This window comes from Rhodococcus sp. BUPNP1 (assembly GCF_002215235.1).
GTDB lineage: Bacteria > Actinomycetota > Actinomycetes > Mycobacteriales > Mycobacteriaceae > Rhodococcus.
Genome location: NZ_NERM01000005.1, coordinates 1 through 17833, shown reverse-complemented (window position 1 = coordinate 17833; position 17833 = coordinate 1). Strand labels below are relative to the sequence as shown.

The 17833-nt window shown below is 69.4% G+C and carries 19 protein-coding genes; 11 read left to right on the top strand and 8 right to left on the bottom strand.

Annotation, left to right across the window (positions count from 1 at the left end):
- Positions 1–63: 63 nt before the first annotated feature.
- From B9C99_RS06395 to B9C99_RS06385, 3 genes are read right to left on the bottom strand one after another with little or no spacing between them, the layout of a single operon-like run.
- A complete protein-coding gene (locus B9C99_RS06395) occupies positions 64–798 on the bottom strand; it encodes a hypothetical protein (protein WP_088897306.1) in 735 nt (244 codons plus the stop codon).
- Positions 795–1700 carry an ABC transporter ATP-binding protein gene (locus B9C99_RS06390; protein ID WP_016691214.1) on the bottom strand — a complete coding sequence of 302 codons (906 nt, stop codon included), beginning with the start codon at positions 1698–1700 and terminating at the stop codon, positions 795–797. The genes B9C99_RS06395 and B9C99_RS06390 overlap by 4 nt, the downstream gene beginning before the upstream one ends.
- Positions 1697–2056 carry a GntR family transcriptional regulator gene (locus B9C99_RS06385; protein ID WP_026060947.1) on the bottom strand — a complete coding sequence of 120 codons (360 nt, stop codon included), beginning with the start codon at positions 2054–2056 and terminating at the stop codon, positions 1697–1699. The genes B9C99_RS06390 and B9C99_RS06385 overlap by 4 nt, the downstream gene beginning before the upstream one ends.
- A 121-nt stretch (positions 2057–2177) precedes the next feature.
- On the opposite strand from B9C99_RS06385, the gene B9C99_RS06380 reads away from it, so the two are divergent.
- Positions 2178–2744, top strand: coding sequence for an alpha/beta fold hydrolase (locus tag B9C99_RS06380; RefSeq protein WP_037189752.1), 567 nt, complete (start codon positions 2178–2180; stop codon positions 2742–2744).
- 91 nt (positions 2745–2835) lie between these two features.
- Here the strand turns inward: B9C99_RS06380 and mtr are convergent, their stop codons facing one another.
- Positions 2836–4209, bottom strand: a complete 1374-nt coding sequence (gene mtr, locus B9C99_RS06375) for a mycothione reductase (RefSeq protein WP_016691211.1) — start codon at positions 4207–4209, stop codon at positions 2836–2838.
- The gene (locus B9C99_RS06370) at positions 4206–5276 is read right to left on the bottom strand and encodes an alpha/beta hydrolase (RefSeq protein WP_016691210.1); all 1071 of its coding nucleotides are present in this window, start codon (positions 5274–5276) and stop codon (positions 4206–4208) included. Before B9C99_RS06370 ends, mtr begins: the two co-directional genes overlap by 4 nt.
- Positions 5277–5463: 187 nt before the next feature.
- On the opposite strand from B9C99_RS06370, the gene mqo reads away from it, so the two are divergent.
- The 4 genes from mqo (at position 5464) to B9C99_RS06350 (ending at position 11005) form a co-directional block, all read left to right on the top strand.
- Positions 5464–6990 (top strand): malate dehydrogenase (quinone), encoded by a 1527-nt coding sequence (mqo, locus tag B9C99_RS06365; RefSeq protein ID WP_026060946.1) that lies wholly within the window; start codon positions 5464–5466, stop codon positions 6988–6990.
- 96 nt (positions 6991–7086) lie between these two features.
- Positions 7087–8349 (top strand): uroporphyrinogen-III C-methyltransferase, encoded by a 1263-nt coding sequence (cobA, locus tag B9C99_RS06360; RefSeq protein WP_088897305.1) that lies wholly within the window; start codon positions 7087–7089, stop codon positions 8347–8349.
- 59 nt (positions 8350–8408) lie between these two features.
- A complete protein-coding gene (locus B9C99_RS06355) occupies positions 8409–9830 on the top strand; it encodes an MFS transporter (protein ID WP_232622084.1) in 1422 nt (473 codons plus the stop codon).
- 92 nt (positions 9831–9922) lie between these two features.
- On the top strand, positions 9923–11005 hold the full coding sequence (locus B9C99_RS06350; protein WP_088897304.1) for an aromatic acid exporter family protein: 1083 nt from the start codon (positions 9923–9925) through the stop codon (positions 11003–11005).
- On the opposite strand, the gene yaaA is transcribed toward B9C99_RS06350, so the two are convergent.
- A complete protein-coding gene (yaaA, locus tag B9C99_RS06345; RefSeq protein WP_088897303.1) occupies positions 10998–11741 on the bottom strand; it encodes a peroxide stress protein YaaA in 744 nt (247 codons plus the stop codon). The two genes, B9C99_RS06350 and yaaA, sit on opposite strands and share 8 nt — an antisense overlap.
- A gap of 53 nt (positions 11742–11794) precedes the next feature.
- On the opposite strand from yaaA, the gene B9C99_RS06340 reads away from it, so the two are divergent.
- Both B9C99_RS06340 and B9C99_RS06335 read left to right on the top strand, forming a co-directional pair.
- A complete protein-coding gene (locus B9C99_RS06340; RefSeq protein WP_016691204.1) occupies positions 11795–13528 on the top strand; it encodes a proline--tRNA ligase in 1734 nt (577 codons plus the stop codon).
- Positions 13529–13631: 103 nt separating this feature from the next.
- Positions 13632–14291 (top strand): O-methyltransferase, encoded by a 660-nt coding sequence (locus B9C99_RS06335; protein ID WP_088897302.1) that lies wholly within the window; start codon positions 13632–13634, stop codon positions 14289–14291.
- A 38-nt stretch (positions 14292–14329) separates the two neighbouring features.
- Here the strand turns inward: B9C99_RS06335 and B9C99_RS06330 are convergent, their stop codons facing one another.
- Positions 14330–14773 (bottom strand): ferritin-like domain-containing protein, encoded by a 444-nt coding sequence (locus B9C99_RS06330; protein ID WP_016691202.1) that lies wholly within the window; start codon positions 14771–14773, stop codon positions 14330–14332.
- On the bottom strand, positions 14770–15261 hold the full coding sequence (locus B9C99_RS06325; RefSeq protein WP_016691201.1) for a hypothetical protein: 492 nt from the start codon (positions 15259–15261) through the stop codon (positions 14770–14772). Before B9C99_RS06325 ends, B9C99_RS06330 begins: the two co-directional genes overlap by 4 nt.
- Before the next feature lie 156 nt (positions 15262–15417).
- Between B9C99_RS06325 and rimP the strand changes: the two genes are divergently transcribed.
- The 4 genes from rimP to B9C99_RS06305 all read left to right on the top strand — a co-directional run.
- The gene (rimP, locus tag B9C99_RS06320; RefSeq protein ID WP_172414885.1) at positions 15418–16017 is read left to right on the top strand and encodes a ribosome maturation factor RimP; all 600 of its coding nucleotides are present in this window, start codon (positions 15418–15420) and stop codon (positions 16015–16017) included.
- Positions 16014–17042, top strand: a complete 1029-nt coding sequence (gene nusA, locus B9C99_RS06315; RefSeq protein ID WP_016691199.1) for a transcription termination factor NusA — start codon at positions 16014–16016, stop codon at positions 17040–17042. Before rimP ends, nusA begins: the two co-directional genes overlap by 4 nt.
- 44 nt (positions 17043–17086) lie before the next feature.
- Complete coding sequence (locus B9C99_RS06310) at positions 17087–17395, top strand: YlxR family protein (protein WP_080597625.1); 309 nt, start codon at positions 17087–17089, stop codon at positions 17393–17395.
- A gap of 203 nt (positions 17396–17598) precedes the next feature.
- A partial coding sequence (locus B9C99_RS06305) for a translation initiation factor IF-2 N-terminal domain-containing protein (RefSeq protein ID WP_143543546.1) occupies positions 17599–17833 on the top strand: 235 nt, incomplete at its 3' end.

The window sequence follows — 17833 nt, the reverse complement described above, 5'->3', positions numbered from 1 at the left end:
GCACGGAGTTCGGCCCCGACCCGGAAAGGGTCGGGGCCGAACCTGTTCCGGAAGGCGGCCGGCCTAGGGTGCCGCGTTGCGGACGACCTGACAGGTCGCACCCACCCACACCGCGGCGACCAGCAGGGGAAGGACCACCAGGGTCGTCGTCGGCGACGTGTCGACGATCCACGACCACAGCGACGACCACGACCGGGTCCACGTGACGAGGATCGCGGCGAGACCGCCGATCACGACGACGGACGCGGCAGCCGTGAGCAGACCCGTTGCACGCCAACGGTGCTGGATCGCGCCGGTGAGCATCGACAACGCGACGATCAGGAGCATCGTGGCGAAGAAGCCAAGGAACTGCACCACGGAACTGTCGGTGACGAAACGCAGGATCCCGAACATCCGCATGTCCACACCCCAGCCCCCGGTCGCGGCCTCGAGCACCGAGAGGATCTGGAAGGCGACCGCGAACACCGCCGACTGGGCCACCGCGATCGCGACCATCGACTGCATGTAGTGCGATCGCGTGGAGCCGAGACGCAGTGCGAACGAGAACATCTGGGTCATCGCCAGGATGTAGAACGCGACGACGAAGCCGTAGACCGACAGTATGCTGCCGGTGACGTTGTACTCCGCACCCGTGTCGACGAGAGAGAAGATCACCCACGGGATGAGAGCCGAGGTGATCAGCAGCCCGACGGGCCACGCGACGAGCAGCGGCCACGAGACGAGTTGCAGGCGGGCGACGGACAGGACACGTGCCGACCCGGTGACGACCGGAGCGGGCAACGGGATCGCGGTGGTCACAGCGATGCCTCCTCGTTCGTCGTGACGGTCTCGGGTGTCCGGTGGAGGTGGACCACGAGGTCCTGGAGCGAGATCGGTTGCACGTCCACACGTCCGGAGGCGTGGGGGAGTTCGTCCGCGTCGTTGCGGAGGAAGGCCGTGCGGGCGATACCACCGAGGCTCTCCGCGTGCAGGACGGTGCTGTCGCCGACGATTCGCGCCACCTCGTCCGCCGGGCCGGTCGCCTGTGCGGCGCGGGTGCGCAGCGTATCGGTGTCCTCGTCGACGACGAGATGTCCGCGGTCGAGCACGAGGATGTGTTCGAGCAGGTCGGCGGCCTCGTCGATCAGGTGGGTCGACAACACGATCGTGCGCGGCCGCTCCGCGTAGTCGAGCAGAAGTTCGTCGTAGAACATCTGCCGGGCCACGGCGTCGAGACCGAGATACGGTTCGTCGAAGATCGTCACCGGTGCGCGCGACGCGAGACCCACCACGATGCCCAGTGCGGAACTCATGCCGCGGGAGAGCTTCTTGACCTTGCGTCCGCAGGGCAGCGCGAACTTCTCGGCCAGCCGCTGCGCGTATTCCCGATCCCACAGCGGCAGAAGCAGTTCCGCCGAGGCGAGCACGTGCCCGACGCGCATGTCGTCGGGATAGCGCTGGGTGTCGGCGACGAAGCACAACTGCTGGAGCACCGCGGTGTTCTCGTACGGATCGGCGTCGAACACCTCGACGCTGCCGGTCGTGGGGCGCATGTGGCCTGCGAGCAGTTGCATCAGGGTGGTCTTGCCGGCGCCGTTGCGGCCGAGCAGGCCGTAGATCGTGTTCCGGCGGAGTGTGAAGTCGGCGTCGGTGAGGGCGGCGACGTCCCCGAACCGCATGCCGAGGTGACGTGCGCGGACGACGGGCGGAGTGATGGTCATACGTGCTCCCGTGTGTCGAGCATGGACTTGAGCTCGTCGATGCCGATTCCGAGTTTCTCGGCCTCGAGGACGAGCGGGACGACGTACTGCTGGGCGAACCGATCCCGTCGGCGGGCGATCAGTTTGTCGCGGGCGCCGGTGGTGACGAACATGCCGATTCCTCGCTTCTTGTAGAGGATTCCGTCGGCTACCAGTGCGTTGAGGCCCTTCGCGGCCGTGGCCGGGTTGATGCGGTGGAAGGCCGCGAGCTCGTTCGTCGAGGGAACCTGCGATTCCTCCGCGAGGCTGCCGTCGACGATCGAGTTCTCGATGAGCTCGGCGATCTGTTGGAAGAGGGGCTTGCCCTCGTCGTTCAGCACGACGCCCCGGGGCCCGAGGGCGGGTGCATCGGTTCATTACTCATGTAATGAACCATAGGACCTCGTCGTCGATACGGCAAGAGGCAGGGCGCGTAGCGCGGCCATGTAGCGTTTGCCCATGGAATCGAGGACGGTGACCACGCCCGGTGGGGACGTGCAGGTTCGGATCGGCGGCCCCGAAAGTCGTTACACGGTGCTGCTCTTCCCCGACGCGGGGGAGGACGCAGGTGTGTACGACGTCGTGTGCGAGCGGCTGCACACCTCCGACCTGCGGACGATCGTGGTCGAGAAGATCGACGGGCTCGCGCCCGCCGACGTGTTCGCCCTACTGGACGCGCTCGCCCTGCCCTGGGTTCATCTGGCGGGCAGCGGCGCGGGAGCCGAGCTGGCATGGGCCGTCGCCGCAGGGCGCTTCGGACGGTTCGCGAGCCTGGTGGTCGCCGACCGCGGCCATCCCGCGGTCCCGGATCGTGACGGCACGGTGCGCGACGAGTCGGCGCCGCCCGCGGAGGTGCCCACCACGGTCGTCGTGGGCGATGCATCGCGCCGACCCGAAGCGGACGCATCGATGCGCTACGTGACGGGGGAGTTCCGGGTGGTCGAACTCGCCGGTGTCGCCAACGTGCCCGCCGAGGCGCCCACCGACTTCGCGTCCGCGATCGCGCTGCGCACCGGAAGCTGGTGAGACGGGTGTGGCCTGCGGCCCGGAGAGGGCAGCAGGCCACACGGCGCTGATGGAAGTGCTCAGAGACCCCGAAGTTCGGAGACCCCGAAGTTCAGAGACCCAGCAAGGCGTTCTCGACGAGTTCGGGCAGCGCCGGGTGGATCCAGTACTGGCCCGTCGCCATCTCCCGCGCGGGCAGACCGAACGACATCGCCTGGATGAGCGGCTGGATGACCGTCGACGCCTGCGCCCCGATGATGTGGGCGCCGAGCAACAGACCCGTCGACCGGTCGGCGATCAGCTTGCAGAAGCCTTCGGTGTCCTCCATCGCCCAGCCGTAGGCGACGTTCCCGTAGTCCTGGATCTTGACGGAGATGTCGTATCCCGCCTGCCGGGCCTCGGCCTCGGTGAGACCGACCGACGCGATCTGCGGATCGGTGAACACCGCGGACGGGACGTAGCGGTGATCCGTCCGCTGCAGACCCGCGGTGCCGCCGCTCCACGCGTCGTGCAGCAGGTTGTGCTGGACGACCCGCGCCTCGTGGTTGGCGACGTGCTTGAGCTGGTAGGGCGACGACACGTCGCCGAGCGCGAACACGCCCGCAGCGGACGTGCGCTGGAACTCGTCGACCACGATCCGGCCCTTCGCATCGAGTTCGATGCCGGCCGCCGCTGCGTCGAGCAGGTCTCCGTTGGGCTGCCGGCCCGTCGCGACGAGCAGGGCGTCGCCGCTCACGACGGTGCCGTCGGCGAGTTCGACCTCCACTCCGTCACCGACCGGACGGAACGCCCGGGCCGGGTTGGCGAGGTGGACGTCCCACTTGGCCGCGGCGAGCGCCGTGAACCGCTCGGAGACGTCGGCGTCGAGGTGCCGCAGCAACCGGTCGGTCCGCGCGACCACCGACACCCGCGTGCCGAGCGCCGAGAAGACGTGGGCGAACTCCATCGCGATGAAGCCCGTCCCGAGGATCACGAGGGACTCGGGCAGTTTCGGCAGCCGCATGACGTCGTCACTCGTGTGATATCTCACACCGGAATCGAGGACGTCCTGCGGGATCGCAGGTCGCGAACCGGCCGCGACGACCACCTGATCCGCGGTGATCACCTCGCCGGTTCCGGTGTCGATGCGGCGTTCGCCGACGAACCGCGCGTGACCGTCGTAGACGGTGACGTTCGCGCAGTCCTCGCGGCGGTAGCGCTCACCGCCCGCAGCGATGGGATCGATGCGACCGAACACCCGGTCGACGATGTCGTTCCACCGCACCCCGTCGATCGACGCGTCGACACCGTACTTCGACGCGGTGCGGACCGTGTGGGCGACCTCTGCGGCGTAGACGTACATCTTCGTGGGGATGCAGCCCACGTTGAGGCAGGTGCCCCCGAAGGTGCCTTCTTCGAGGAGAGCGACGCGCTTTCCGTCGTACCGCTCGTCGAGGATCGAGTTCCCCGATCCTGTGCCGATGATCGCGAGGTCGTAGTGGGTCACGCGTGCTCTCCCATGGGTCGGTGCAGTACGGAAACGGTGGCGGAGCCGGCGGAGTCGTCGGTCTCGGTTCGGGAACCGGAGGTGTCCGCCTCGTCCGCTCCGTCCAACCATTCCAGCCACAGGTCCAATTCCCGGAAGGCCTCCGCCAGGGGACCGGGTGTGGACAGGAACACGTCGTGACGGGCACCGTCGATCGGCACGATCGTCGTGCGGTTGCCCAGGCAACCCGCCCATCGGGCTATCTGGCGGACATCGAGGACGGCGTCGAGGGTGTCGACGCTCGCGTCGTACCGCGGAGCGGAGCGCGACGCACCGGATCGCAGGATCAGCGACGGCACCCCGATGTCGAGCCCGCGGTGCAGGACGGCCTGGCCCCGCCGCACGGCACGCAACCAGCCGAACCGGACGGGGAAGCCGGCCAGGGGCTTCCAGTCGAGGTCGTAGCGCCAGCCGTCGGATTGCAGACTGCGTCCGTAGGCCTCGGTCTTCGGCAGCGGGATGAGCGCGCGGGGCCGCAGGCGGCCGACGACGTCGATGGCTGCCGTGCCGACATTGCGCAGGTAGGACGGCCCCTGCAGGTCGAACCACGGACTGTTCAGGACGAGACCCACGATGCCCGTCGCGGCCACACCCCCGGGACGGCGACGGAGCCGGTCGAGCCACAGCGGAAGGACCAGTCCGCCCGTCGAGTGGGCCGCCAGCAGCACACCGCCACCGACCTCCTCGCGGACCACGCGCAGCGCCTCGTCGAGCTCGGCGTCGTAGTGGGAGAGATCGGTGACGAAGTGAGGAGTGTGCCCGGGTGCCCGGGATCGGCCGCACTTGCGCAGGTCCAGCGCGAAGAAGCGGTAGCCGCGCGCCGCGAAGTGCTCGGCCAGGTGCTGCTGGAAGAAGTAGTCGGTGAAGCCGTGGACGTAGAGCACCGCACGGTCGGGGAGATCGGTGGTCGTCGGCTGGTAGCGCACGAGGGTCGCCGAGATCTCGCCTTCGCCGTCGGGGTCGGTGCCCAGCGGCAGTTCGAGCTGCTCGTAGCCGTCTCCGAGGACGTCAGGACGCCAAGTAGTCACTATCACACCCTAGGTGTGTTCGCCGACCAGCGCTCATGGGTACACAATGAGGTGAAATGAAACGCCGGACCACGCGCGGGTAACCTGTCGGTCGCATTCGCGCGCCGCGTTGACGGGACACCCACGCGAGACGGTACCTCCGTACTTCGGCGGCGCGTGCGAACCAGACAAGGAAGTCGATTTCCCAGTGTCAGAGAACGTAGTAGCGAAAACCGACGTCGTGCTCGTGGGCGCGGGCATCATGAGCGCAACCCTCGGTGCGTTGTTGCGTCAGGTGCAGCCCGACTGGTCGATCACCGCGTTCGAGCGCCTCGACGCAGCGGCCGCCGAGAGCAGCGACCCCTGGAACAACGCCGGTACGGGCCACTCCGCGCTGTGTGAGCTCAACTACACCCCCGGGAAGCCGGACGGTTCGGTCGACATCGCGAAGGCCGTCAACGTCAACGAGCAGTTCCAGGTCTCGCGTCAGTTCTGGGCGTACGCCGTCGACAACGGCATCCTGTCCGACCCGAAGAACTTCATCAACCCGGTCCCGCACGTCAGCTTCGTGCACGGCGCCGAGAACGTGAAGTACCTGCGCGCCCGCTACGACGCCCTCGCCGGCCACCCCCTCTTCGAGGGCATGGAGTACACCGAGAACCCCGAGGTCTTCTCCGAGCGCCTGCCGCTGATGGGCAAGGGCCGCGACTTCTCCGACCCGGTCGCCCTGAACTGGACGCAGACCGGCACCGACGTCGACTTCGGCGCCCTCACCAAGCAGCTCATCAACCACGTCGCGGCCTCCGGCGGCACCGTCTTCTTCGGCCACGAGGTCACCGACGTGTCCAAGCAGTCCGACGGCAGCTGGATCGTGAAGGTCCGCAACCGCCGCACCGGCGAGTCGCGCAAGGTCCAGGCGAAGTTCGTCTTCGTCGGCGCCGGCGGTGGCGCGCTGCACCTGCTGCAGAAGTCGGGCATCAAGGAGATCAAGGGCTTCGGCGGCTTCCCCGTCTCCGGTGCCTTCCTGCGCTGCACCAATCCCGAGGTCATCGCGCAGCACAGCGCCAAGGTCTACGGCAAGGCCGCAGTCGGTGCCCCTCCGATGTCGGTGCCGCACCTCGACACCCGCGTCATCGGTGGCAAGCAGGGCCTGCTCTTCGGTCCCTACGCCGGCTGGTCGCCCAAGTTCCTCAAGCAGGGCGGCATCATGGACCTGCCCAAGTCGGTCAAGCCCGGCAACCTGATGTCGATGCTCGGCGTCGGCGTCACCGAGCTCGGCCTGGTCAAGTACCTCGTCGGTGAGCTCATGCAGTCGCCCGCCGACCGCATCGGCACCCTCGCCGAGTTCGTGCCCGAGGCGCGCCTCGAGGACTGGGAGCTCATCGTCGCCGGTCAGCGCGTGCAGGTCATCCGCCGCAAGGGTGCGGGCGGCGTCCTCGAGTTCGGTACCGCCGTGGTCAACGCGGGCGACGGATCGATCGCCGGTCTGCTCGGTGCGTCACCGGGTGCCTCGACGGCCGTTCCGGCCATGCTCGACGTCCTCGAGCGCTGCTTCCCGCAGCAGTGGGCGGGCTGGCAGTCCAAGCTCCGCGAGATGGTCCCGTCGCTCGGCGTGAAGCTGTCCGACAACCCCGACCTGTTCCGCCAGGTCTGGGACCACAGCACGAAATCGCTGCAGCTCGACGTCGTCTCCGACACCGTCGCCGAGGCGCCCGCAGAGGCCGCCGCGGTCTGATCCGATCACTGCACCTGTGGCCCGAGGCGATGCCCGGGCCACAGGTGTCCTGAAGGTGGGTCCGATCGGATTCGCCCCGACACGAGAGATGGGGAGATGCCCGTGTCCGCTGCCGCTGAGGACGAGACCAGTTACCTGGTCGGACTCGATCTTCGTGGACGCCGCGTCGTGATCGTCGGAGGAGGCAGCGTCGCGCAGCGGCGTCTCGGTCTGCTCGTCGCGTCCGGTGCCGATGTCCACGTCGTCGCCCGGGCCGCGACCCCCGTGGTCGAGAGCATGGCGACGAAGGGCCGCATCTCCCTCGACCTGCGCGACTACCGCGACGGCGACCTCGACGGTGCGTGGTACGCCATGGCCTGCACCGACGAACCCGAGACCAACGCCGCGGTCGTCGCCGAGGCCGAACGCAACAGGATCTTCTGCGTCCGCGCCGACAACGCCCGCCACGGCAGCGCCGTCACCCCCGCCACGGCCCGCTACGAGGGACTGACCGTCGGCGTGCTCGCCGGTGGCGACCACCGCCGGTCCGCCGCGGTGCGCACCTCGATCCGCGACGCCCTCGCCGGAGCAGCCGTCACCGAGTTCGCGGAGACCGCGCCGAAGCCGGTCGGTGTCGCCCTCGTCGGCGGAGGACCGGGCGATCCCGATCTGATCACCGTGCGCGGCCGCCGTCTCCTCGCCCGCGCCGACGTGGTCGTCGCAGACCATCTCGCCCCCCAGGAGCTGCTCGCGGAACTCGACTCGCACGTCGAGGTGATCGACGCGGCGAAGCTCCCGTACGGGCGGGCCATGGCCCAGCAGGTCATCAACGACACCCTCATCGACCGCGCGAAGGCCGGCAAGTTCGTCGTCCGGCTCAAGGGCGGCGACCCGTACGTCTTCGGACGCGGCTACGAGGAACTCGAAGCCTGCACTGCGGCCGGCATCCCGGTGACCGTCGTCCCCGGCATCACCAGCGCGATCTCCGTGCCGTCCGCGGCCGGGATCCCCGTCACCCACCGCGGGGTCACCCACGAGTTCGTCGTGGTCAGTGGTCACGTCGCACCCGGGCACCCCGATTCGCTCACCGACTGGGACGCGCTCGCCAAGCTGCGCGGCACCCTGGTCCTGCTCATGGCCGTCGAACGCATCGAGCAGTTCGCCGACGCCCTGATCGCCGGCGGGCGCCCCACCGACACCCCCGTGGTCGTCGTGCAGGAGGGCACTCTGAGCAGCCAGCGAGTGGTGCGTGCCGACCTGTCGACCGTCGCGCAGCGCGTCCGGGACGAGGCCGTGCGCCCGCCCGCGATCATCGTGATCGGGCCGGTGGCCGGATTCGGACTCGATCCGCAGACCGGCTCCGACTCGGACGGTGGGTAACGTTGGGTCACGTGTCAGCCACCTCGCATCCGTCGGCCACCCGCGCGGTCGCTCTGGCCATGCTGGTCCTCAGCGGCCTCCAGTTGATGGTCGTGCTCGACGGAACGGTCGCGAACCTCGCGCTCGCGCCGCTGCAGAGCGATCTGGGACTCTCGGACGCCGGTCGCAACTGGGTCCTCACCTCCTACGCCCTCGCCTTCGGCGGGCTGATGCTCCTCGGCGGTCGTCTCGGCGACAGCTACGGGCGCAAACGCATGTTCATGGGCGGGGTCGGTCTGTTCACCCTGGCGTCACTGCTGTGCGGTCTGGCGACCGGCGAAGCGATGCTCATCGGCGCCCGCGCGCTGCAGGGTGTCGGCGCCGCGGTCGCGTCACCGACCGCCCTCGCGCTCGTCGCGACGACCTTCGCCGCAGGTCCGGCACGTAACCGCGCCATCGCGGTCTTCGCCGCCATGACCGGTGTCGGGTCCATCGCCGGACTGATCCTCGGTGGTGCGCTCACCCAGGTGTCGTGGCGCTGGATCTTCCTCATCAACGTCCCCATCGGCGTTCTCATCGTCGTGCTCGCCGCGATCGCGCTGCGTGAGACAGTCTCCGAACGCCTCGCGCTCGACGTGCCCGGAGCCGTTCTCGCGACGCTCGGCTGCACCGGTCTGGTCTTCGGTCTCACCGAGGGTCCCGAACTGGGCTGGGCGAGCCCCTCCGTGATCGGCGCGATCGTCGCCGGCTTCGTGCTGCTCGGAGTGTTCCTGCTCGTCGAGCGACGGGCCGAGAACCCGCTGCTGCCGTTCGTGCTGTTCCGCAACAAGGACCGCGTCGCGACCTTCGTGGCGATCTTCTTCGCGGGCGCCGTGATGTTCAGCCTCGCGGCCTTCGTCGCCCTGTTCGTGCAGGACATTCTCGGCTACAGCCCGCTCGCCGCGGGTCTGGCCTTCGTGCCGTTCGCCTTCGGTCTCGGTGGCGCGGCCGCGGTGTCGTCGAAGCTGGTCGCCCGGATCGAACCGCGCTGGCTCGTGGTCACCGGCTCGGCGATCATGACTGTCAGCCTGCTCTACGGCTCGACCATGGACGGCAGCGTCCGCTACTTCCCGACCCTGTTCGTGCTGGTGCTCGTCGTCGGCTTCGGTGTCGGTCTGGCCGTCGTTCCGCTGCCGCTGTGCGCGATCTCCGGGGTGGGACCGCACGAGATCGGACCGCTCTCGGCGATCGCGCAGGTCGCCCAGACCCTCGGAGGTCCGGTCGGCCTCGGCGTGATCGGCGCGATGGCCACCTCGCGGACGATGTCGCTCGGCGGTGTCTCCGGAGCCGTCGCCGACATGACCGACGCCCAGCTCGTCGCCCAGGGCGAGGGATACATGTTCGCGCTCGTCGGCTGCGCGGTCTGCGCGGTGATCGCCGGCGTCGCGGCGTTGTTCATCCGCTTCACGCCCGAAGAGGTCGCGCAGGCGCAGGAAGCCGAGAAGGCCGCACAGACCTCCTGACCGCCGGACCGGCGCTCGGCGGACAAAGCGACTGCTGCGGCGGATGAGCTTGCTCACGCCTGCCGTACCCGAACCCCGGGTACCCGGCACTCATGCAGGTCGGTGTTCTCGAACGGGGCAGGTTCGTCGGATCGTGGATCGTCCGGGCCGTACGCGAGGCCGGACACGAGCGGTACGTCGCCCTCCAGGCGTTCCGGTCCACGCTCGCCGCGGTCGTCGCGTGGCTGGTCGTGACCGAGGTCTTCCACTTCCAGCAGGCCTTCCTCGCGCCCTACGTCGCGGTCTTCCTCGTCGAGGCGACGCTCGTGCGCTCGCTCCAACAGGCGGTGGTGCAGGTCGGGGCGGTGGTTGCGGGTCTGCTGGTCGCGGTCGTGGTGACACGGCTCGTGGAGTCGACGACCGCTGCGATCGGAATCGCCGTGGCGGTCGGCTACTTCGCGGGTCGTTGGCGGCGGTTCGGGGCCAGCGGCATCTGGGTGGCGATCACCGCGCTGCTGGTGATCGCGACGGGCGCCTCGGACAGTCCGATCCTGCTCGGTGAGCGACTCGCGGAGACGATGATCGGCGCGGCGATCGGCGTGGCCGTGACGGCGCTGGTCTTCCCGCCGGTGTACTCGGCGGGCAAGGAGGCCGGCGAACTCACCGGTGAGCTGCGCGACCTGCTGCGGGACATGGCGTCCGGATGCCGTGAGGGATCGTCGGGGGTGCGGGACTGGGTGCAGCGCGCGCGGGGCATCGACAGTCTCGTGCAGCGGGCCTTCGACGAATCGCGGTGGGCGCACGAGAGTGCCCGGATGAACCCGCGCCCCGCCGCCGCGCGGGCCGGGGAATGGGCACGTCGCTGGGACCGGACGCTCGACGACCTCTCGTCGGTGTCCAGCGCCGTCGAGGAACTCGCGCACGCGCTGGACCCGGTGCTCGGCGACGACCTCGCCGAAGCCGACCGCGACCGCCTGCGGACGGGGATCGCAGCGATGCTCGACGCCCTCGCCGAGATGGTCGACGCCGTGGGGGCGGGCCGCGAGGTCGACCCCGACGGGGCGTGCCGCAGCAACCTCACCGAGCTCGAGCGGTTCGCCACCGAATCGGACGACCTGGTCCTGACCGCGCGACTCGGCGCCGTCCTGCACACGGCCCGCCGGATCGTCGCGGCGATGGGACTCGAGGTCAGGTGAGCACGACCAGCTCGGTCGGCGACTCCACCTCGACTCGCAGTCCCGCCTTCGAGGCCACCCGGGCGAGTGCGCCGATGTCGCTCGGCTCCGCGCGGGTAAGGACCAGCGCGCGGGCCAGCAGGCCCTTATGGTGCTTGTTGAAGTGACTGACGACCTTCCGGGTGCCGTCGGGCTGCTCGGTGAGCACGGTCGCGGTCACCGCGCCCGGCACGGGACCGAGCTGCTGATAGACACCGGAGCGGAGATCGACCACGAGGTCGCCGTCGGCCTCGGTCACCAGCGCGTCGGTGAGTTCGTTCCGCCATACGGACTTCAACGTGCCGAAGCCGGGCAGTTTCGACCCTCCGGAGAGACGGTAGGCGGGGATCGGATCCACGGCCCGCACCGCGCCGAACAACGCCGACCCGATGCCCAGGCGCCGGTAGGCCTTGTCGCGCTGCGCCTTCGTGAACGCTCCCGCGTCGAGCGCGTCGTACAGCACGCCGGTGTATCGCTCGAGTGCCGGGCGGGTGGGGGAGACCCACAGCTTCGCGTTGCGTTCGATCTCGTCGGCGCCCTTCGCGCCCAGCCCGAGTGCGCGGCTCGACTCCTCGGGGTCGGCGGCGAGGTCGACGAGGGCCTGCACGAGCATCTCCCGCGTCTCCGTCAACTGCGGCATCGACAGGTCGGTGAGATCGAGCGGACCGCCGTCGCCGCCGTCGGACTTGGTTTCGGATGGGGGGAGAAGCACCAGCACAACCGGTAACCGTACCGACGTCACTCGAGGCGGCCACGGTAGGCTGCAGGGTCGTGATCACCCGCATGTCGCACCTGTTCCTCCGCACCCTCCGAGACGACCCGGCCGACGCCGAGGTCGCGAGCCACAAGTTGCTGGTCCGAGCCGGATACGTGCGACGTATCGCGCCGGGTGTGTACTCGTGGCTGCCTCTGGGCCTGCGGGTGCTGCGGCAGATCGAGCGGGTCGTGCGCGAGGAGATGAACTCCATCGGTGCGCAGGAGATCGCTCTTCCCGCGTTGCTGCCGCGCGAGCCCTACGAGGCCACCAACCGGTGGACGGAATACGGCGACAGCCTGTTCCGGCTGAAGGACCGCAAGGGTGGCGACTACCTCCTCGGCCCCACCCACGAGGAGCTCTTCGCGCTCACCGTGAAGGGTGAGTACAACTCCTACAAGGACTTCCCGGTCACCCTCTACCAGATCCAGACGAAGTACCGCGACGAGGAGCGTCCCCGCGCCGGCATCCTCCGCGGTCGCGAGTTCGTCATGAAGGACTCCTACAGCTTCGACCTCACCGACGAGGGCCTGTCCCAGTCGTACAAGGCGCACCGCGATGCCTACGAGCGCATCTTCGCGCGCCTCGGCGTGAAGTACGTGATCGTCTCGGCCACCTCCGGCGCGATGGGCGGCAGCGCCTCCGAGGAGTTCCTGGCCGACTCGCCCGCCGGCGAGGACACCTACGTGCGGTGCCTCGAGTCCGGCTACGCCGCGAACGTCGAAGCGGTGAAGACCCTCGCGCCCGAACCGCTGCCGATCGACGGACAGCCCGAGGCGGTCGTGCACGACACCCCCGACACCCCGACGATCGCCTCGCTCGTCGCTGTGGCGTCGGAGGTCCTCGGCCGGGAGGTCACCGCGGCCGAGACGCTCAAGAACGTCATGGTCAAGGTCCGGCAGCCCGGTGGCGACTGGGAACTGCTCGGCATCGGCATCCCCGGCGACCGCGAGGTCGACGACAAGCGCCTCGAGGCGTCGCTCGAACCCGCCGAGGTGGAACTGCTCACCGACGCCGACTTCGAGGCCAATCCCTTTCTCGTCAAGGGGTACATCGGCCCGAAGGCGCTGCTCGCCAACGGTGTCCGTTACCTCGTCGACCCCCGCGTGGTCGACGGCACGAGCTGGATCACCGGCGCCGACGAGCAGGGCAAGCACGTCTTCGGGTTGGTCGCCGGGCGCGACTTCACCCCGGACGGCACGATCGAGGCCGCCGAGGTCCGCGACGGCGATCCGTCGCCCGACGGAGCCGGCGCGCTCGTCTCCGCCCGCGGCATCGAGATCGGCCACGTCTTCCAGCTCGGCCGCAAGTACACCGACGCCTTCGCGGTGGACGTCCTCGGCGAGAACGGCAAGCCCGTCCGTCCGACCATGGGGTCCTACGGCGTCGGTGTGTCGCGTCTCGTCGCGGTGGTCGCCGAACAGCAGCACGACGAGAAGGGTCTGCGCTGGCCGTCGGAGATCGCGCCGTTCGACGTGCACCTGGTGATCGCCAACAAGGACGAGCAGGCCCGCGAAGGCGCCGAGAACCTCGCCGAGGAACTCTCGAACGCCGGCCTCGAGGTGCTCCTCGACGACCGCAAGGCGTCGCCCGGCGTGAAGTTCAAGGACTCCGAGCTGCTCGGTATGCCGCTGGTCGTGGTGGTGGGCCGCGGCTTCGCCGACGGTAAGGTCGAGGTCCGCGACCGCTTCTCCGGCGAGGCCGACGAACTGCCGATCGGTGAGGTCGTCCAGCGCATCGTCAACCGCTGACACACTCGCATTCCGGTGCCCCTGCGACCTGCCGTCGCGGGGGCACCGGCGTATGTGGCAGAAGACGCCGTGGTGCGCTGCGCGCCGAACCACAATGAGGTGCATGGCCGACAACTGGAGTGCGACCGACAACTACCTCACCGACACGCTGATCGGCGACGATGCTGCGCTGAGCTCGGCGCTCGAGGCGAACGCCGCAGCGGAACTGCCGCCCATCGACGTCTCCGCGCCGCAGGGCAAGTTCCTGCACCTGCTCGCACGGATCCGGGGTGCCCGCCGGGTCCTGGAGATCGGCACCCTCGGCGGGTACTCGACCATCTGGCTCGCCCGGGCGGTCGGGGAGTCCGGCCGGGTGGTCACCCTCGAATACGAGCCGAAGCACGCCGAGGTGGCCCGCGGCAATCTCGACCGAGCCGGCGTCGGTGACCGCGTGGACATCCGGGTCGGCCCCGCCCTGGACTCGCTGCCGGGCCTGGTCGACGAGGATCCCTTCGACCTGGTGTTCATCGACGCCGACAAGGAGAACAACAGCAACTACGTGCGCGCGGCCCTCGGGTTGTCACGCCCCGGCACCGTCATCGTCGTCGACAACGTGGTGAGGGCCGGGGCGATCGTCGACCCGGACAGCGACGACGAACGGGTGCGCGCGTCGCGCGACGTGCTCGAACTGCTCGCCCGTGAGCCGCGTCTCGACGCGACGGCGCTGCAGACCGTGGGGACGAAGGGCTGGGACGGCTTCGCGCTGGCGGTCGTGACCGGGTGACCCGTGCTTCGGGGCCGACCGGATCGGGGCCGACCGGATCAGGGTTGACCGGGGAAGGCCACCGACGGCACGACCCCGCGGCTCTGCCGCCACCGTGCCGCCCGCAGCGCCGCCTCGGTGAGTGCACCCACGGCCGTGGCCCGGGTGGCCTCGCTGCGTGCCCGCTCGACGACCGAGCGCCACGCGACCGCCGTGTCGCTCTCGATCTGCTCGGCGAGCTGCGCGGCGGACGCGGCGTCGACCACCGGGAACGGGACGGTGTAACCGGGTGCCGCGACCGGCGGCTCGACGCTCGCGGCACGAAGAGCCTCGACCGTCGCATCACGTCGTGCGCGGTGCGCGGCGGTGTCCTCCGCCACGGCGTCCGCGCGGGCGGGATCCGCGAAGGCCGCGATCACGCCGTATCCGTAGACCGCCGCGTGTTCCGCCTCGAGCGCGTCGACGAGGGCCTGCTGTTCGGAACCGAGTTCGGGTGAGCTCACGGCAACATCACCGCCGTCTGCACGGCACAGGAGGCACTGATCGAGGCGAGCAGGCCCGCGCGGTAGCCCGAGAGCGTGCGGGCGAGGTCGGCGGCTTCGCGCTGCGACCGGTTCAACCGCTCACGGAGCTCCTCGACGGTCGGCAGCTCCCCGGTGGGGGTGGTGACGGTGGTCGACGGGGGAGTGAAACTCGTGGTGGCGCCCTCCATCCGGGCGATCTCGGCCTCGAGCGCGTCGGCGTGGGAGGTCCGTTCGGCCGCGATCGTGGTGAGCGCCGCGGACAGCTCCGGCGCCCGCGCGACCAGCACGGTCGCGATCGCGGCGTCGGTGCGGGCGCGGGTCGCCTGGCCCGCCAGCGGATCGGGTTCGGCGGCATCCTCGTCGGAGGCGCCGCACGCGGTGATCGTCGTTATTCCGAACCCGCCGACGGCGACCGACGACCATCGCAGGAGGGTTCGTCGGGAGAGGGTGGGACGGTCGAGTGACATCGGCACCGGACCATCCTGCCAGTCTCCTCGCCCGGTGAAGGACGCCGCCCTGGTCACGGCAGCACGAAACGCGGGTTAGGCTTGATGTCTGCCGGTACGCATCCGTTCCGGCCCGCTGTCCGCTGCGACCACAACTGAACGAGGAGCCTGCCCGCCATGCCTGTGCCGCCCCCGGAGAGGATCGTCGAGCTCGTCTCCGATCTGCTCGCCAGAGAGGGATACGACCTCGAGGACGTGGTGGTCACGGCCGCCGGAAAGCACAGTACGGTGCGCCTCCTCGTCGACAGCGACGCAGGTCTCGGTCTCGACGAAGCGGCCCGCCTGAGCAGGATCGTCTCCGAGGCCTTCGACGGCGTCTCGGACTTCGGCGAGTCGCCCTACGTCCTGGAGGTCACCAGCCCCGGGATCGGCCGGCCCCTGACCGAGTCCCGCCACTGGCGGCGCGCCCAGGGTCGCAAGGCGAAGGTGGAACTGGCCGACGAGACCCTCGTGGCACGCATCGGCGAGCTCGTCGGCGACGAGATCAGGCTCGTCCTGCCCGATCGGTCCGGGCCGGTCGTGCGTTCGGTCCCGCTCTCGGAGGTGCGCAGAGCGGTGGTGGAGGTGGAGTTCTCCCCGCCGCCGCCGCGGGAACTCGAGCTCGCGGGTGGGGTTCCGGACGGCCGGGCCGCGGCCGGGGAGCTGGCCGAAGGACCCGAGGACGAGACCGGCAGCGACGACCACGACGAGACGAACGAAACGAAGGTGGACAAGTGAATATCGAGATCGCCGCCCTGCGCATGCTCGAGGCGGAGAAGAACATCCCGTTCGACGAGCTGATCGCGACGCTCGAGACGGCCCTGCTCACGGCGTACCGGCACGTCGACGGACATCAGCCGCACGCGCGGGTCGTGGTCGACACGAAGACCGGCGCCATCCAGGTCCTCGCCGAGGAGCGCGACGCCGACGGCAACCTGATCGCCGAGTGGGACGACACTCCCGAGGACTTCGGCCGGATCGCGGCGACCACCGCGCGCCAGGTCATCATGCAGCGCATCCGCGACGCCGAGCACGAGCAGCGCTTCGGTGAGTTCGCGACCCACGAGGGCGAGATCGTCAGCGGCGTCGTGCAGCGCGACTCGCGTGCCAACGCCCGCGGCATGGTCGTCGTGAAGATCGGTGGCGAGACCAACAACGCCGAGGGACTGATCCCGCCGGCCGAGCAGGTGCCGGGGGAGACCTACGAGCACGGCGATCGCATCAAGTGCTACGTCGTAGGCGTCTCCCGCGGACAGCGCGGCCCGCAGATCACCCTGTCGCGGACGCACCCCAACCTGGTGCGCAAGCTGTTCGCCCTCGAGGTCCCCGAGATCGCCGACGAATCGGTGGAGATCGTCGCCGTCGCCCGTGAGGCCGGCCACCGCTCGAAGATCGCCGTGCATTCGACCGTCCCGGGCCTCAACGCCAAGGGTGCGTGCATCGGTCCGATGGGGCAGCGCGTGCGCAACGTCATGCGTGAGCTCGGCGAGGAGAAGATCGACATCATCGACTACGACGAGGATCCCGCCAGGTTCGTGGGCAACGCACTCTCGCCGTCGAAGGTGGTTTCGGTCACGGTCGTCGACCCCGACGCGCGTGCCGCCCGGGTGGTCGTGCCCGACTTCCAGTTGTCCCTCGCGATCGGCAAGGAAGGGCAGAACGCCCGGCTCGCGGCCCGGCTGACGGGCTGGCGGATCGACATCCGCAGCGACGCGGCACCGGCGGGGAACGACGATTCGCGCGGCGGCTCGACAGGCGCGTAGGAGTGGGATGCGGGATTCCGGGCAAATCAGCGGTACAGTGGTCGATGGTTCAGCATGACCTGTCCTCGACCGGCGGGGAACGCGCCACTACGGTGCGAACCTGTGTCGGATGTCGGCAGCGAACGCTGGCTGCCGAACTGCTCCGGGTGGTGGCGCGCGAGAAGGAACCGTCAGGTTTCGCCGTGATTCCCGATCCCCGACGCAGGCTTCCCGGGCGAGGTGCTTGGTTGCATCCCACTCCGGAATGTCTGGGCCTGGCGGTTCGGCGTCGAGCATTCGGCAGGGCACTGCGTGTGACCGGACAACCGGACACCGCAGCGCTGGATCAGCTGGTCGGGTCCACGGAACAGTGATCACGGACGCATCGAAACGGCTTCGGCCGGGTAGACGGACGTGGGAACGACGACGAGGAACACCAACAGTGACATCGCACTCTGAGAAGAACAGGCACGAACACTCATGAGCACACCGTGAAGCACCAGCGATGAACGTCCATCGGAGATAACCCGAGGTCGTGCGGGCAGTCGGCCGCTCGACCTCATCAGTGAGGAGAGCAGTGGCAGGCAAGGCCCGCGTGCACGAGTTGGCGAAAGAACTCGGTGTCACCAGCAAGGAACTACTCGCACGCCTGAAGGAACAGGGCGAGTTCGTCAAGTCCGCGTCGTCGACGGTCGAACCGCCGGTCGCGCGTCGACTCCGCGAATCGTTCGGTAAGTCCGAAGGCGATGCAGCCGCGAAGGCTGCACCCACCCCCGCACCGAAGCCCGGTGCCCCCCGGCCGGGTCCCCGGC